Source organism: Neobittarella massiliensis (ex Bilen et al. 2018) (genome assembly GCF_900289145.1).
GTDB classification, from domain to species: Bacteria; Bacillota; Clostridia; order Oscillospirales; family Ruminococcaceae; genus Neobittarella; species Neobittarella massiliensis.
Map to the genome: position 1 here is coordinate 41,625 of NZ_OKQO01000007.1, position 15,043 is coordinate 56,667.

Genomic DNA, 15,043 nt, shown 5'->3' on the forward strand with positions numbered 1-15,043 from the left:
AGGCGGGCCTGTTTCTTTGCGCCCAAAGGGGCGGCGCGCAAAAAGGCACCTGACACAACTGTGTCAGGTGCCTTTTTAAATTGTTACGAAACTGTAAATTGGAGGGTATTGGGGGGCAATCAAAACCTATTTTGACGTGTTTTATGTACCCTGCTTGCGGTGTGACCTCTGGACGTCTGCGCCCTATTGTCGCATGAGCTGGAAGTAGCCAATTGTAACGAAACTGTAAACTTGGGGCTTTACCACACTGTTTTGCGCGAAAAAAAGCGGGTACCGGCGCTGTTACACGCCCCTTTTATAGTGGAAGAGGAATGGCCGCTACTTTTTTTGCAGCATACGGCCGATGGAGCGCAGCAGCCCGCTGGCTGGCGGCTGTTTTTTTACCGAGGTGTACATGCGGTTGTGCCGCACCTGGCCGCCGTACGGCGCGGCGGGGCGGACATTCTCGCGGTTGGGCTGGGGCGCGGCTGACGGCTGACTGGGGGCCGGCGCGGCAGCGGGCGCAGGAGCTGATTCAGGCAGCGGAGCGGTAGCGGCATCGAGCTGCTGCAGGCGATCGCGGTAGAGCTGGATGGTATCGCCCATTGCGTCCAGCCGGCGCTGCAGCTCGCTGGCGGTGTCGCTGACGGTTTGGCTGATCTGCCCCAGCTCCTGCTGAAAAGAGAGCATCTCGCCGCCCAGCATCTCGATACCCGCCAATATCTGCCGGCGCTGCTGCTCGGCCTGCTCACGGCCCTGACGCACCAGGTTGCCGGCCATGATCTTGGCGTCGACCAGCGCGGTGGAGATCTCGAACTCTTTTTCCTCGTAGTCTTTGAGCTTGTCCTCGTACTGGTGGACCATGGCGGTGAGTTCGTCCCGCTCGCCCTGGACCTGTTGCAGGTCGCGATCTTGCTGGCCCAGCTTGTCGCGCTGCTGGTTGACCTGCGAGCTGAGCAAAATGACTTTGTCGCCCAGCTCTTTGGTCTTTTGCTTTTGCTGGGTGAGCATGTCGTCGAGACTGGTGAGCCGGTCGTGGATGACGGCGTTCTCCTCGACGAGCTGCTGCTTTTCGCCGTCCAGCGCGTCGATGCGCTCGAGCAGCTGGGCCTTCATGGCGTCGTTTTGATCGTTGAGTTTTTCCAGGTAGGCGATGACATCTTTTTTGTGAAAGCCCATCACCGCGCTGCGAAACTGCCCGTCCATGAAAAGCCCCCCTCTCTCGGCATGCGCGCCGTATCGTTTAGCTGGTGGTGCGCAAAACAGCCCACACCCCCAAAAGGGGCGCCGGCTGCCTTACTTTACCACTTACAGGTTGTTTTTGGTATTGAAGATCTTGAGGATATCGTCGATGTACTCGTTCTCCTCGCCCTCTTTTTCGCCCGACTTGAACTGGTAGTTGGGAATACCGAACTGGTTGGGCGTGTTCTCGTCGAAACCGGTGGCGATAACGGTGATCTGCATCTCGTCCTGGAAGGACTCGTCGAAAGCCGCGCCCCAGATGATGGTGGCGTTGGGATCGGCGGCCTTGGTGATCTCGCTGGAGGCAATGGACACCTCGTCGAGGCTGATATCGGTAGAGGCGGTGATGTTGATGATAACACCTTTGGCGCCGTTGATCGAGGTCTCGAGCAGCGGGCTGGAGATGGCGGCGGCAGCGGCGTCGACCGCCTTATCTTTGCCGCCGGCGCGGCCCATACCCATGTGGGCCAGACCCGCGTCTTTCATGACGGTGGTGACATCGGCAAAGTCGAGGTTGACCAGGCCGGGGACGTTGATCAGGTCGGTGATGGACTGCACGCCCTGCTTGAGCACGTTGTCGGCGGCCTGGAAGGCGTTCATCAGGGTGATGGGGGTATCGGCCAACAGCTTGAGGCGCTCGTTGGGGATGACCACCAGCGAGTCGACATTCTCGCGCAGGGCGGCGATGCCGGTCTCGGCCTGGTCCATGCGGCGTTTGCCCTCGAAGATAAAGGGTTTGGTCACTACGCCGACGGTGAGCACGCCCAGCTCTTTGGCCACCTCGGCCACTACTGGGGCAGCGCCGGTACCGGTGCCGCCGCCCATGCCGGCGGTGATGAACACCATCTGCGAGCCCTTGAGGGCGGCCACGATGGCATCGCGGCTCTCCTCGGCGGCGCGCTGGCCCTTTTCGGGGAAACCACCGGCTCCACGGCCCTGGGTCAGCTTGTCGCCGATGCGGATCTTGTGGGTGGCTTTGGAGTGGTTGAGGGCCTGCTGGTCGGTATTGACCGAGACGAATTCCACCCCGCGCATGCCGTCGTCGATCATGCGGTTGACGGCGTTGCCGCCGCCGCCGCCCACGCCAACTACTTTGATGCAGGCAACCTGCTCGAAATCGTCATCCAGAATAAAGCTCACTTGATAATCCCCCTATAGCAGCGAAAAAAGGTCTAGGGCGCCTTTTTCGCACGTCATTTGACAAAGTTTTATAGCCGGTACCCGCCGCTGTATGGCCGCGCAGTACCCGCCGTGCCGGCAAAAGCGTATTCTATGGCCAGCATACTTATTTTCACTTATTCTAAATTTAGCAGAACCAGGCCAAAATAGCAAGAGCTTTTGCCGGTCCACGTGCTGTTTTTGCACCATTTTTAACGCTCTGTTCACCTTTTTGGCAGCTATTCCCCGCCCGGCTGCTCTGCCGGGGTCTGTGCGGCGGTGTCGGCGCTGCCGTCGGCGGCGGGTTCCCCGCCGGTGGACAGCTGCTCGCCGGCGTCTGCGGCCGGTTGTTGGTCGCCGCTATCGCCGCCATCGCCACTGTCTTCGGCCGGCTGCTCCGGGGCGGGCGCCTCTTCCACCGGGGTGGTATCGGCCTTGGCGGTCACCTTGCCGGGAATGGAGGCATCGAGGATGGTGCGCTGCAGGGCCAGATTTTTCTGGGCCAGCACCTCTTTGACCATCTGCACCTTGTAGTCGAGCTGGTAGTCGGACCCCAGCTTGACCTTGTAGAACTCGCCCACCTGGATGGTGATGTTGGCGGTATCGGACAGATCGATGAGCCGCACGTCCTCGAGCTGGTACTTTTTGATGGACTGCTGCAGCTTTTGCAGCAGCTGGTATTTCTCGTCGTTGTCAAAGGACAACTTGGCCCCCACCTCGACCCCGGCCACCTTGACGCCGGCCACCACATGCACCCCGTCGGGCGCCTGCGGGGCCGCGATCTGGATGATGCGGCCGGAGGCACTGAGCAGGATATAGCCGCTCTCGGTCTGTACGGCCATGGTGGCGGCGGCGTCTTTGGCGCTGATCTGCAGAGTGCTGGGGAGCACTCTTTTTACCTGGATATCGTCGAGCAGCGGGAAGCGGCGGTACAGCGTCTCGGCGATCTTGTCGGTGTTCAGGCGGAAGAGGTTCTCCCCCACCTCGACCCCGCTGGCGGCCACCACCTCCTCGGCGGTGTAGGCGGTGATGCTGCCTTTAAACTGCAGCTTTTCGATGTTAAAAAACACGGTGATGCACATGGTGAGCCCCACCACCAGAACAAACACGAACAGCAGCGCAAAGCGAAACACCAGCTTTTTTTTGCGCTTTTGCTGCCGGCGCTGGGCCGCCTCGCGCTTGCGCTTCTCACGCTCCAGCGACATGCTCTTTTCTCGGGCCCGGTCGCGGCCGGGAGTGTCGTCGAAAACGGGGGCCGGGCGCGGTTTGGCACTCTTTCGTTTTTGCGCGCCGGCAGGCACCACCGGCTGCCGCTTTTTAGGTGGGCTGCTGCCGGCCAGCCGGTCGAGCCGGTCGGCCGGGCTGGGCGCCCGATTTTTTTTGTCCTGTTTTTTCATCTTCTAAACCCTTTTCATCTCCCCGCCCAGGGCCGAGACCTGGCCGTCCAGGTCTTCATACCCCCGCAGGATGTGGTCGATATCGGTGATCTTGCTCTCTCCCGGAGCGGCCAGCGCGGCCATACAGACCGCTGCCCCGCCCCGCAGATCGGTGGCCCGTACACTGGCTGGCCGGTAGCGGCTGCCCCCCTCTATGTAGGCGACCTGGGGGTGGGGCAGCTGGATGGCGGCCCCCAGCTTTTCCAGCTGCCGCACGTAGACGAAGCGGTTTTCAAACACGGTGTCTACCACTGTGGTGGTGCCGCGGGCGGTGGCCAGCAACGTGCACAGCAGCGGCTGGATATCGGTGGGGACCCCGGGATGGGGCGCCGTGCAGATGAGGCCCGGCCCCCGTATGGTGGAGGGGGATACCCCCACCCGGTCGTAGCGCAGATCGAGCTGGGCGCCCATTTTTTTGAGCAGTGGCAGCACGTTGTAGAGGCCCATGGGCGTGATGCCCTGCAGCGTGACCTGACCGCCGGTGATGAGGCCCATACACAGTAGGGTGACCGCGGCGATGCGGTCGGGCATGATGCGGTACTCGCAGCCGTGCAGCCCACCGCCGCCGGACACGGTGACCGTATCGGTGCCCATACCCTGGATGCCGGCCCCGCAGGCGGTCAAGAACTGGATGAGATCGACCACCTCCGGCTCGCGGGCGGCGCCGTGCAGCACGGTTTGGCCGTCGGCGCTGACGGCGGCGATGAGCAGGTTTTGGGTGGCGCCCACGCTGGGGTAAGGCAAAAAGATATCGGTCCCCTGCAGGTGCCTGCCCTCCAGACTGATCTGCTTTTGATCGTAGTCGCTGACGGCGCCCAGCGCCTCGAACCCGCTGAGGTGGTAGTCGAGCGGACGGCGGCCCAGCGCGCACCCGCCGGGATAGCAGAGCTGTACCCGGCCAAAGCGGGCCAACATGGCCCCCATAAAAATGGAGGAGGAGCGCAGGCCCCCCATCAGGTCCTCTGGCAGCGGCCGGTAGGCGGCGGGGGCGGTATCGATGGTGAGCGTGCTGCCCTCACGCTTTACCCGGCAACCCAGGTACACCAGTATACGGGCCATCGAGGCCACATCGGTCAGGTCGGGGCAGCTGTGCAGCACGACCTGCGCGCCGGTAGCCAGCGCCGCCGCCATGATGGGCAGGCAGCTGTTTTTGGAGCCCTGCACCCGGGTGATACCGCGCAGCGGCCGCCCCCCTCTTATGATATAGCTGTCCATAAAAACGCATCCTTTCATACATGTCATGCACCAGTGTATGAAAGGGGGCAGTTTTGCGTGAAGGGGCTTTTGCGTGAGAAAATACTGACGTTTTTGGGAATTTTTACGCGTGTGGCTCTGGGGATGTTACGCAAAAGCGGTAAAGAATTGCTTTGCAGGGCACTGCCCTGCAAGCCGCAAGCGGCACCGCCATTCTTTACGGTCTCTGCTCCCGCTCTAGCGTTCCTTTGCGTGAGAAAATACTGACGTTTTGGGAATTTTTACGCGTGTGGCTCTGGGGATGTTACGCAAAAGCGGTAAAGAATCGCTTTGCAGGACACCGTCCTGCAAGCCGCAAGCGGCACCGCCATTCTTTACGGTCTCTGCTCCCGCTCTAGCGTTCCTTTGCGTGAGAAAATACTGACGTTTTTGGGAATTTTTACGCGTGTGGCTCTGGGGATGTTACGCAAAAGCGGTAAAGAATCGCTTTGCAGGACACCGTCCTGCAAGCCGCAAGCGGCACCGCCATTCTTTACGTTCTCTGCTCCCGCTCTAGGATCCTACTTATGTATGGGGTCCTTTTAGATAGGGTCGAATACATGCTGTCTAGGGTCGTTCAGAAGAACGGCCGCTTTGCCGGGCTTTGCCCGGCAACTGCCGCGCAGAACGCTGGGTTTGACGGCAGGCACTTGGAGATCGGGCACCGCTCTTTTCCTATACGGCAGTGCGCGCACTGATTATAAGTGGACAGAAGAACGGCCGCTTTGCCGAGCTTTGCCCGGCAACTGCTGCGCAGAACGCTGGGTTTGACGGCAGGCACTTGGAGGCCGGGCACCGCTTTTTTCCTATGCGGCAGCGCGGGCGCCGAAAATAGGTGAGCAGGGAACGGTCGCTTTGCCGGGCCTTGCCCGGCAACTGCTGCGCAGAACGCTGGGTCAGACAGCAGGTGCTTTGAGATTGGGGTTCGCTCTTTTTCTATACGGCAGTGCGCGCACTGATTATAAGTGGGCAGAAAAACGGCCGCTTTGCCGGGCCTTGCCCGGCAACTGCTGTGCAGAACGCTGGGTAGACGGCAGGCGCTTGGGGGTGGGGGCCGCTTTTTTCCTATGCCGCAATGGGTGCGCTGAAAATGGGCGCTTTGGATCACACCATGGCCAGCAGTTCGCGGCAGATGCGCTGGGCGGCGTCGATGATGGCGATACGGGAGCTGGCGTGGCCCCAGCGGGCCAGCTCGCCGGGGTCGGCGATGAGGGCTGCCACCTTTTTGATGAGCAGCTCGCCGGTGAGGTCTTTTTCCTCGATAACGGCGGCGCCACCGGCTTTTTGCAGAACCATAGCGTTGTGATACTGGTGGTTTTCGGCCACATAGGGGGACGGGATGAGGATGGCCGCTTTGCCCGCGGCCTCGAGCTCGCTGAGGGTGATGGCCCCGGCCCGGCAGATGACCAGGTCGGCGGCGGCCATACAGCGGTCCATGTCCTCGATGTACTCGCGGATATCCAGCCGCTCATTTTGCGCGTCTACCCCGTTTTGGCGCAGCCGCTCCATAAACGCCGCCCGTCCGCTGCCGCCGTAGGCGTGGATGTGGCGCACCTGGGGACAATTTTTCTGGGTGTAGGCCATCAGGTCGGCCACCACCTCGTTTATGGGGCGGGCCCCCAAGCTGCCGCCGAAAGAGAGGATACAGGTCTCCCACTCGCCCAGGCCCAGCGCGCGCCGGGCCTCTTTTTTAGAGGCGGCCAGCACGCTTTGACGCACCGGGTTGCCGGTGATGACGCAGCGGCCCTTGGGGTGCAGGTACTGCTCGGCGGCGGGGACCGCCAAAAGCACCTTGTCCACCTCTTTGGCCAGCAGCTTGTTGGTGACCCCGGGAAAGGCGTTTTGCTCGTGAATAGCAGTCTTGATGCCCATCTTGGCTGCCTGCTGCACGATGGGGCCGCTGACGTAGCCGCCGGTGCCCACCACGATATCGGGAGAGAACTCGCGCAGGATCTTTTTGGCCCGGCTCGGCGCGCCCACCAGGCAGCGCACTGCATCGAAGTTATGGGCCATGGCCGAGGGGGAAAAACTGCGGTAGAAGCCGCGCACCCGCATGGTATAAAAGGGGTAGCCGGCCCGGCCCACCAGCCGCTCCTCCATGGAGTTCTGGTTGCCCACAAAGGCGATCTGGGCGTCGGGTCGGGCCCGTTTCACCGCTTCGGCGATGGCCAGAGCGGGGTTTATATGCCCCGCTGTGCCGCCGCCTGCCAGTAGTAAACGCATGTCGCTGTCCTCGCTTTCTGTGTTGTATAAAACCTCGTACAGCCACTGCCGGCGGCAGTGGCTGGAGAGGGGCCGCACCGGGGCTCATGTCCCCGGCGCGGGCCGCTGCTCACCCGCCGGGCTGCTGGGGCCCGGCCGGGCTATTTTTTCTCGAGCCGGCTAAAGCGCGAGACCGAGAGCACAACTCCCATCTGCCCCAGCAGCATGAGCAGGGAGGTGCCGCCGTAACTGAAAAACGGCAGCGAGATACCGGTGTTGGGCAGTGTGTTGGTGACCACGGCGATGTTTAAGAGCGCCTGCAGGCCCACCTGGAAAGTGAGGCCCATGGCCAGCATGCTGCCAAAGCGGTCTTTGGCCTTCATGGCGATGGCAAAGCCGCGCACCACCAGCAGGATGAACAGGATGATGACGATGAGCGCCCCCACCAGCCCCAGCTCTTCGCAGAGGATAGAGAAAATAAAGTCGTTGTGGGGCTCGGGCACGTAGAGGTGCTTTTGCCGCGAGTTGCCCAGGCCCAGCCCGAAGAACCCACCCGAGCCGATGGCCAGCAGCGACTGCACTGTTTGCCAGCCGTCGCCTTTGGCGTCGATGAAGGGGTCTTTCCACATCTGCAGGCGGGGGATGGCGTGCTCGAGCACATCGGTGAAGAGCAGCAGGCAGACCAGCGCGCCGGCGATGAGACCGCCGCCGATGAGAAACCACTTGGTGCCGGTACCGCCCACGAACATCATGGCAAAGCCGATGGTGACGATGAGGATGGTTCCCGACAGATGGGGCTCGAGCACCATGAGGCCGATGGTGATGCTGAGCACCGCCATAAACGGCAGCACCCCGTAGCGGAAGGTCTTCAGCTGCTTGTAGTTGCGGTCGATGAGGTGGGCGAACACCACGATGACGGCGAACTTGGCGATCTCGGAGGGCTGGAAGGTCATGCCGCCGATGATGATCCAGCGGCGGGCAAAGTTGATGGGCGGCATGAACAGCACCACCACCAGCAGCGCCACGGCCACGATCCAGATGACGTAGCAAAACCGCTCGTAGATGTGGTAGTCGATCTTGGAGATGATGAGCATAGCCGCGATGCCGGCCACCGCAAAGATGGCCTGGCGGGTGATGTAGTGGAAGCTGTTGCCCTCGTTATAATAGGCGTAGGCGTAGCTGGCCGAAAACAGCATGACCAGCCCAAAAGCCACCAGGATGAGCACCAGTATCAAAAACGTGGCGTCGAAGGGCCTGTTCTTTTTGCGCGGCGGACGGCTCTGTACAGCGGCCTGCGACTGACCACCGACATTTTGTGCCCGTACTTTTCTCGCCTTTCTGTTCAAAAGGTCCTCACCTCGTCTCTCGCTCTCCCGGCGCCGGCCAGGAAAAATTTTGGTGCGGGGCCGGGCCCCGCCGCATTTATACAGTTTATATCGATGTCTACAGGGCGCTGACCCAGATGATTGTCAGCACCGCGCCGATCAGGGTGATGACCGAGAACACGGTGACGATCTTCACCTCGCTCCATCCGCACATCTCAAAGTGGTGGTGGATGGGGGCCATTTTAAAGATGCGCTTGTGGGTGAGCTTGAAAAAGCCGATCTGCAGGATATCGGATACCGTCTCGATGACGTAGATGATGCCCAGCAGCACCAGCGCCACCGGCAGCCCGATGCCGAAGGCCAGCGCGGTGACCAGCCCCCCCAAAAACAGCGAGCCGGTATCGCCCATGAACACCTTGGCCGGGTAGAAATTATAGAGCAAAAAGCCGATACAGCCGCCGGCCAGCGCCGCCGAGAGGATGTTCATACCGGCAAAGCCGAGCATGCCGGAAATGACGATGAAGCCCAGGCTGGCGCAGAAAGTGACCGAGCTGGAGAGCCCGTCGAGCCCATCGGTGAGGTTGACGGCGTTGACGGTGCCCACGATGACAAACAGCGCCAGCGGAAAATACCACAGCCCCAGCTCGATATCGCCTGCAAAGGGGACCTTCACCGAGGTGGAGCGGTCGCCGGACAGGTAGCAGGCGGCGATGTAGGCCGCGGCGATGAGCAGCTGGCCCAGCATCTTCTCGCGGGCGCGCAGGCCCAGGTTGCGCTTTTTGACCACCTTGATATAGTCGTCTAAAAAGCCCAGAAAGCCAAAGGCCAGCGCCATGAGCAGGCCGTAGAACAGCCGCGCCCGGTGGCTGGGCAATATGGTGGCAAAGGTGTTTTTATCCAGCCCCTGCATGGCGAAATAGGCGATGAGGGTAGCCACCGGGATGCCGATGATGAACATCAGCCCGCCCATGGTGGGGGTGCCCTGTTTTCCCTTATGCCAGGTGGGGCCGATCTCTTTAATGGTCTGGCCGTAGTGCAGCCGCTTTAAAAAGGGGATGATGAACAGCCCCCCCACGGCCGTGATGGCAAAAGACAGCACCGCTGCCAGGATCACCGGTATTTGACTCATCTGCACGTCCCCCCGTTTGTATGGTAGATCTCCTCGAGAACTTCTTCTAACTTCATGCCCCGGCTGCCCTTGACGAGCACGCAGTCGCCGGGTGCCAAAGCCGCGATCAACGCCGCGGTGAGGGCCGGCTTGTCGGCAAAGTGCCGCACCTCTACCCCGCCGGCGGTGGCGGTCTCGGCACAGCGCAGCATCTGCGGGCCGTACAAAAAGGCGCAGTCGATGCCGTTGTCACAGAGCATCTGCCCCACGTCGCGGTGCATCTGCTGGCTGTGCTCCCCCAGCTCCAGCATATCTGCCAGCACCGCTATTTTGCGGCGGCCGGGGAAGTTTTGCGCCAGCAGGGTGATGGAGGCGCGCATCGAGTCGGGGCTGGCGTTGTAGCAGTCCTCGATAAAGGTGATATCGCCGCACTGCACCAGCCGCTGGCGCATGCCGGCGGGCTGGTAGTCGGCGCAGCCGGCGGCGGCGGTGGCCACCGAGAGCCCCAGCGCCGCCGAGACGGCGATGGCCGCCAGCGCGTTGAGCACGTTGTGCTGGCCCAGGCAGGGGATCTGCACCGGGAAATCCCCCTCCTTACAGTGTACGGTAAAAAAGGTGCTGACTCTGTCGGAATGGATAGATCCGGCCACAAAATCTGCCGACTTGTCCGCTATGGCATAGCGCAGGATGCGATCTGCCCCCGGCACCTGTGTCACGGTGGAGAGCAGGTCGTTGTCGCTGCACAGCACCAGCGTTTTGGGGCCCTGCAGGCCCAGGGCGATATCCAGCTTTTCGTGCAAGATGTTCTCGCGGGTGCCCATGGCCTCGAGGTGGGAGACGCCGATGTTGGTGACCACCGCCACCTCGGGGCGCACCGCGCGGGTCATGGGGGCTATCTCGCCAAAGCCGCTCATGCCCATCTCGATGACCGCCAGCCGGGTATCGTCTTGCAGGCGAAACAGGGTGGCGGGCATGCCGATCTCGTTATTCTGGTTGCCCTCTGTCTTGAGGGTCTTGCCAAAGCGGCGCAGCGCGGCGTAGATCATCTCTTTGGTGGTGGTTTTGCCCACGCTGCCGGTGACCGCCACAAAACGGCAGCTCTCGAACAGGTCGCGGTACAGGCCGCCCATGGCGATCAGGGCATTTTTGGTGTTTTGGCACACCAGCTGCGGGCCGCCGGCTCGCTCTACCGGGCGGGCCACCACCGCCGCCGCGGCACCTTTGTCAAAAGCCGCCTGCACGTAGGCGTGGCCGTCGAAACGCTCACCCTCGATGGCCACGAACAGGCTGCCCGGCACGATGGTCCGGGTGTCGCTGGATATCTCGGTTATCTGCTGGGCGGGGTCGCAGCCGCCCGGCAGCTGGGCGCCGATGGCCCGTGCGATATCGCCCAGTGGCAAAGATCTCATCATCACGCTCACGCCTTTCCTTTCGTCTTCTCTGTACGGGGCGGCGCCTAGTTCTGGTGGGCGCGCTCCCACTCTTTTACCGCCTCGGCCACGATCTCGTGCTCGTCGAAGTACACGGTGCAGGTGTCGATGACCTGGTAGTTTTCGTGCCCCTTGCCGCACAGCACCACCACATCGTCGGGCCGGGCCTGTTCGATGGCCCAGCGGATGGCATAGTAGCGGTCCACCTCCAGGTGGTAGGGCACGCCCCGGTCGCGGATGGTGGAGACGGTATCTTCCAGGATCACGTACGGGTCCTCGTTGCGGGGGTTATCGGACGAGATGACCATCACATCGGCGTACTGGGCCACGGTGCCGGCCATTTTGGGGCGTTTGGTGCGGTCGCGCTGACCGGCGCAGCCAAACAGCACCACCAGCCGGCCGGGCACAAAGGGCCGCAGGGTGGAGAGCAGGTTTTCCAGCGCGTCGGCGGTGTGGGCGAAGTCGCAGATGACGGTGAACGCCCCCCGGTAGAGCACCTCGGCCCGGCCAAATACCCCGTGGCAGCCGGCGACCGCCCGACAGATCGCGTCCAGCTCTAAGCCCAGCGCCCGGCAGGCGGCGATGACCGCCAAGATGTTGTATACCGAGAACAGGCCCGGCATGCCGAACTGCACCGGGATGCGCTGCTCACCGTGCACCAGCGTAAACGACACCCCGTCTACCCGCTGCTGGATGTCGGCGGCGGCAAAGTCGCAGCCGGCGGCGGTGCCGTAGGCGCTCATGGGGCAGACCGCCTCGGCCAGCAGCCGGCGACCATAGGCGTCGTCGGCGTTGACCGCCGCCGACCGGGCCTGTAAAAACAGCTGCCGTTTGGCCGAGAAGTAGTGCTCCATATCGCCGTGGTAATCCAGGTGGTCCTGGGTGAGGTTGGTAAAGATGGCCGCGTCGAAGGTGACGCCGCACAGCCGCCCCTGATCCAGCGCCTGGGAGCTGACCTCCATCACCGCGCAGTCGCAGCCGGCAGTTACCATGCTGGCAAACAGCGCGTGCAGGTCCTCCGGCTCGGGGGTGGTGAACTTGGCCGGCAGGCTGAGGGTATCGATCTGGTTTTGGATGGTGCCGATAAGGCCCACCTTGTGGCCGGCCTGCTCGAGCACCTGCTTGGCCAGCGTGGTGACGGTGGTCTTGCCGTTGGTGCCGGTGACCCCCACCAGCTTGAGTTTTTTAGACGGGTGGCCGTAAAAGGCACTGCACAAAAGGCCGTAGGCCAGGCGGGTATCCCCTACCACCAGCTGGCGCGCGCCCAGGCCCAGATCGCGCTGGGCGACGACGCAGATCGCGCCTTTTTCCAGCGCCTGGGCGGCGTATGCGTGCCCGTCGGACGAGCGGCCCATCAGGCACAAAAACACAGCGCCCTCGGTCACCTTGCGCGAGTTGGAGGTGACCATGCTCACCGTCACCTGCAGGTCCTGCAGGCCGTCGGGCTCCAGTGCGGCCCCGCGCAGCAATGTCTGTAAGTCCATCAAAAGCCTCCTCGCGGCGGACAGCGCCGCGCGCCCCACCGGGGGCGCACCGCGCTAGTCGCCGGAAACTGTGTTGTCGTAAAATTCCACCGTGATGACGGTGCCGGCGGGCACCATCTCACCGGGCTGGATGCTCTGCTTGTTGGCTGCGGCCGCCGAGGCGTCGCTGCCGCCACCGGTCTCTTTTATGTTCAGGTTGGCGCTCGCCGCCATCTGCTGCACCACCGACGGGGTGTAGCCGATGAAGTTCGGCACCTGCACCATCTGCTGCGAGGTGTCGGACTCGGTGTACAGGGTGATGGTGGAGCCGGTGGGCACCTTCTGCCCGCTGTTGGGGTACTGGGAGACGACGGTGGTGCCGCTGCCGACCCGGTTGACCTTAAAGCCGCTGGACATGAGCGTGCTCTCGGCGGTGCCGATCTCCTGCCCGGCCAGGGCCGGGACCGACTGCTCGATCCCCTCGTCGCCCTTTTCGTAGGTGGGCTCGATGCCCAGGTACGGCAGCGCGTCGGCCATGAATTTGCCCACTGCCGGGCCCATGAGGGTAGAGCCGTAGATGCTGTAACTGTCGGCCTCGTCTAAGAACATCAGGCAGACGATCTGCGGGTCGTCCACCGGGGCAAAGGCGCAGAAAGAGGCGATGTACCTGGTCTCGCCGCCCTCCTCGTCGATCTTCTGCGAGGTGCCCGACTTGCCGCCGATGCGGTAGCCCTTGACGTAGGCGCGCTTGCCCTGACCGTCGGGGTCGGCCACCACGTGCTCCAGGAACTCGGCCACTTCTTTGGAGGTCTCTTCAGAGATGACCTGACGCACCAGCTTGGGCTGGAAGTTCTCGACCACGTTGCCGTCGGCGTCGACGATCTTTTTGACGATGTGGGGCTGGTAGAGGTAGCCGCCGTTGACCACGGCGCTAAAGGCGGTGGCCATCTGCAGCGGGGTGATCTTGTTGGTCTGGCCGAAAGAAGAGGTGGCCAGGCCCACCGGGTAGAGTTTGTCGAGGCCGGCATAGATGCTCTGTGCCTCGCCGGGCAGGTCGATGCCGGTCTTTTCGGTGAGGCCAAAGCCCTGGAAGTACTGGTAGAACTTCTCTTTGCCCAGTTTGGCGGCGGTCTGCATAAGGCCGGGGTTGCAGGAGTTCTTGAGGATCTCCATCAGGTTCTGCTGGCCGTGACCGCCCGAACCGACCGAGGCACAGTTGATGCGCTGGCCGTCTACAATCTCGTAACCGGGGCAGTAAAAGCCGCTGTTGGCGTTGACCACGCCTTCCTCCAGCGCCGCCGATACGGTGATGGGTTTGAATACCGAGCCGGGGTAGTACAGGTCGGAGATGACCTTGTTGCGCCGCTGCAGCGAGAGCTCCTCGGCCTCAGCTTTCTCTTTCTCCTCACCGCTGAGCGCCTCGATGCGGGCCTTGGCCTCGGGGTCGTAGATCTCGAAGGGCTCATTGGGGTCGTAGTCGGGTTTGGTGGCCATGGCCAGTATTTCGCCGGTCTTGACGTTCATGACGATGCCGGCGCCGCGCTTGGTGGCGTTGTGCTCGTCTACCGCCTCCTGCAGGTACTTTTCCAGGTAGTGTTGCAGCACCTCGTCGATGGTGAGCACCAAGGTGTCGCCGTCTTTGGCGGCGTACTCTTTTTCGTAGTCGAAAGGCATGTCGAGGCCCCAGCTGTTTTTAATGGCCACCGACCGGCCGGGGGTACCGCTGAGATAGCTGTCGTAGTAGGCCTCCAGCCCCTCCAGGCCCTGGTTGTCGTTGCCGACGAAGCCCAGCACCGACGAGAGGAAATTGCCCTGCGGGTAATAGCGCTTGGTGTCCTCCTCCACGTGGATGGCGGCGATCTCTTTTTCGCTGGAAAAAGCCAGTACCTTGTCCACCGGCTCTTTTTCCACCCGGCGCTTGATAATCTCGTAGTAGTTTTTCTTTTTGGTCTTTTCCAGAATGGCGTCTTTGTCCAGTTCCAGGATAGAGGCCAGGTTCTCGGCGATCAGCTCGCGCTGCTCGTCGTTTTTGATATCGGCCGGCGATATGTACACCGTCCACACGGTGGAAGAGGTGGCCAGTATGTTGCCGTTGCAGTCGGTGATATCGCCACGCACCGAGCTGATGGGGGTGTCGCGCAGCTGCTGCTCCATAGCCAGCTCAGAGTACTTTTTGCCCTTGACGATCTGCACGTTGATGAGATTGGCAAAGACGGTGCCAAAGCCGATGACGACTGTCAGCGCCAGCACGATGATGGTGCGGGTGCTCATCCTCTTGGTCGGTTTCATAGGTGTGAAATGGCCTCCTTTACCAAAAAAAGGGTCAAGATCTGTGTTCTTGACCCTCTGCATTATGCCCAATCATCCAGATCTCGGGTGCACGGTATCGGGTGCGGGGCCCGGCGGTGCAGCCCTCTGCACACCTCTGCCCGCCCCTGCCCACTGCCGCTGCGGGCGTACCGGCCGT

General features: G+C 62.2%; 10 protein-coding genes. All 10 read right to left on the reverse strand.

The features are described from left to right. Positions 1–318: 318 nt before the first annotated feature. The 10 genes from C6Y32_RS10635 to C6Y32_RS10685 all read right to left on the reverse strand — a co-directional run bounded on the left by C6Y32_RS10635 (position 319) and on the right by C6Y32_RS10685 (position 14,865). Complete coding sequence (locus tag C6Y32_RS10635; RefSeq protein ID WP_105205245.1) at positions 319–1,185, reverse strand: hypothetical protein; 867 nt, start codon at positions 1,183–1,185, stop codon at positions 319–321. 102 nt (positions 1,186–1,287) lie between these two features. Next, a complete protein-coding gene (ftsZ, locus tag C6Y32_RS10640) occupies positions 1,288–2,361 on the reverse strand; it encodes a cell division protein FtsZ (protein WP_105205246.1) in 1,074 nt (357 codons plus the stop codon). A gap of 257 nt (positions 2,362–2,618) precedes the next feature. Next, a complete protein-coding gene (locus C6Y32_RS10645) occupies positions 2,619–3,776 on the reverse strand; it encodes a cell division protein FtsQ/DivIB (protein WP_105205247.1) in 1,158 nt (385 codons plus the stop codon). Between the two features lie 3 nt (positions 3,777–3,779). Continuing rightward, on the reverse strand, positions 3,780–5,030 hold the full coding sequence (gene murA / locus C6Y32_RS10650; protein ID WP_164998234.1) for a UDP-N-acetylglucosamine 1-carboxyvinyltransferase: 1,251 nt from the start codon (positions 5,028–5,030) through the stop codon (positions 3,780–3,782). A gap of 1,122 nt (positions 5,031–6,152) precedes the next feature. Further along, the gene (gene murG / locus C6Y32_RS10660; protein WP_105205450.1) at positions 6,153–7,271 is read right to left on the reverse strand and encodes an undecaprenyldiphospho-muramoylpentapeptide beta-N-acetylglucosaminyltransferase; all 1,119 of its coding nucleotides are present in this window, start codon (positions 7,269–7,271) and stop codon (positions 6,153–6,155) included. Positions 7,272–7,411: 140 nt separating this feature from the next. Then, positions 7,412–8,596, reverse strand: a complete 1,185-nt coding sequence (gene ftsW / locus C6Y32_RS10665; protein WP_105205250.1) for a putative lipid II flippase FtsW — start codon at positions 8,594–8,596, stop codon at positions 7,412–7,414. Positions 8,597–8,693: 97 nt separating this feature from the next. Beyond that, positions 8,694–9,704, reverse strand: coding sequence for a phospho-N-acetylmuramoyl-pentapeptide-transferase (gene mraY / locus C6Y32_RS10670; RefSeq protein ID WP_105205251.1), 1,011 nt, complete (start codon positions 9,702–9,704; stop codon positions 8,694–8,696). Next, the gene (locus tag C6Y32_RS10675) at positions 9,701–11,095 is read right to left on the reverse strand and encodes a UDP-N-acetylmuramoyl-tripeptide--D-alanyl-D-alanine ligase (RefSeq protein WP_105205252.1); all 1,395 of its coding nucleotides are present in this window, start codon (positions 11,093–11,095) and stop codon (positions 9,701–9,703) included. Before C6Y32_RS10675 ends, mraY begins: the two co-directional genes overlap by 4 nt. A gap of 44 nt (positions 11,096–11,139) precedes the next feature. Beyond that, on the reverse strand, positions 11,140–12,597 hold the full coding sequence (locus C6Y32_RS10680) for a UDP-N-acetylmuramoyl-L-alanyl-D-glutamate--2,6-diaminopimelate ligase (RefSeq protein ID WP_105205253.1): 1,458 nt from the start codon (positions 12,595–12,597) through the stop codon (positions 11,140–11,142). A gap of 54 nt (positions 12,598–12,651) precedes the next feature. Further along, a complete protein-coding gene (locus C6Y32_RS10685) occupies positions 12,652–14,865 on the reverse strand; it encodes a penicillin-binding transpeptidase domain-containing protein (protein ID WP_164998235.1) in 2,214 nt (737 codons plus the stop codon). Between the last annotated feature and the right edge of the window lie 178 nt (positions 14,866–15,043).

Excerpts from the sequence above, each read along its gene's own strand:
- C6Y32_RS10645 (WP_105205247.1), bottom strand. The coding sequence starts at position 3,776 with ATGAAAAAACAGGACAAAAAAAATCGGGCGCCCAGCCCGGCCGACCGG.
- C6Y32_RS10675 (WP_105205252.1), bottom strand. The coding sequence starts at position 11,095 with ATGATGAGATCTTTGCCACTGGGCGATATCGCACGGGCCATCGGCGCC.
- C6Y32_RS10635 (WP_105205245.1), bottom strand. The coding sequence starts at position 1,185 with ATGGACGGGCAGTTTCGCAGCGCGGTGATGGGCTTTCACAAAAAAGAT.
- C6Y32_RS10680 (WP_105205253.1), bottom strand. The coding sequence starts at position 12,597 with ATGGACTTACAGACATTGCTGCGCGGGGCCGCACTGGAGCCCGACGGC.
- murA (WP_164998234.1), bottom strand. The coding sequence starts at position 5,030 with ATGGACAGCTATATCATAAGAGGGGGGCGGCCGCTGCGCGGTATCACC.
- murG (WP_105205450.1), bottom strand. The coding sequence starts at position 7,271 with ATGCGTTTACTACTGGCAGGCGGCGGCACAGCGGGGCATATAAACCCC.
- mraY (WP_105205251.1), bottom strand. The coding sequence starts at position 9,704 with ATGAGTCAAATACCGGTGATCCTGGCAGCGGTGCTGTCTTTTGCCATC.
- C6Y32_RS10685 (WP_164998235.1), bottom strand. The coding sequence starts at position 14,865 with ATGAAACCGACCAAGAGGATGAGCACCCGCACCATCATCGTGCTGGCG.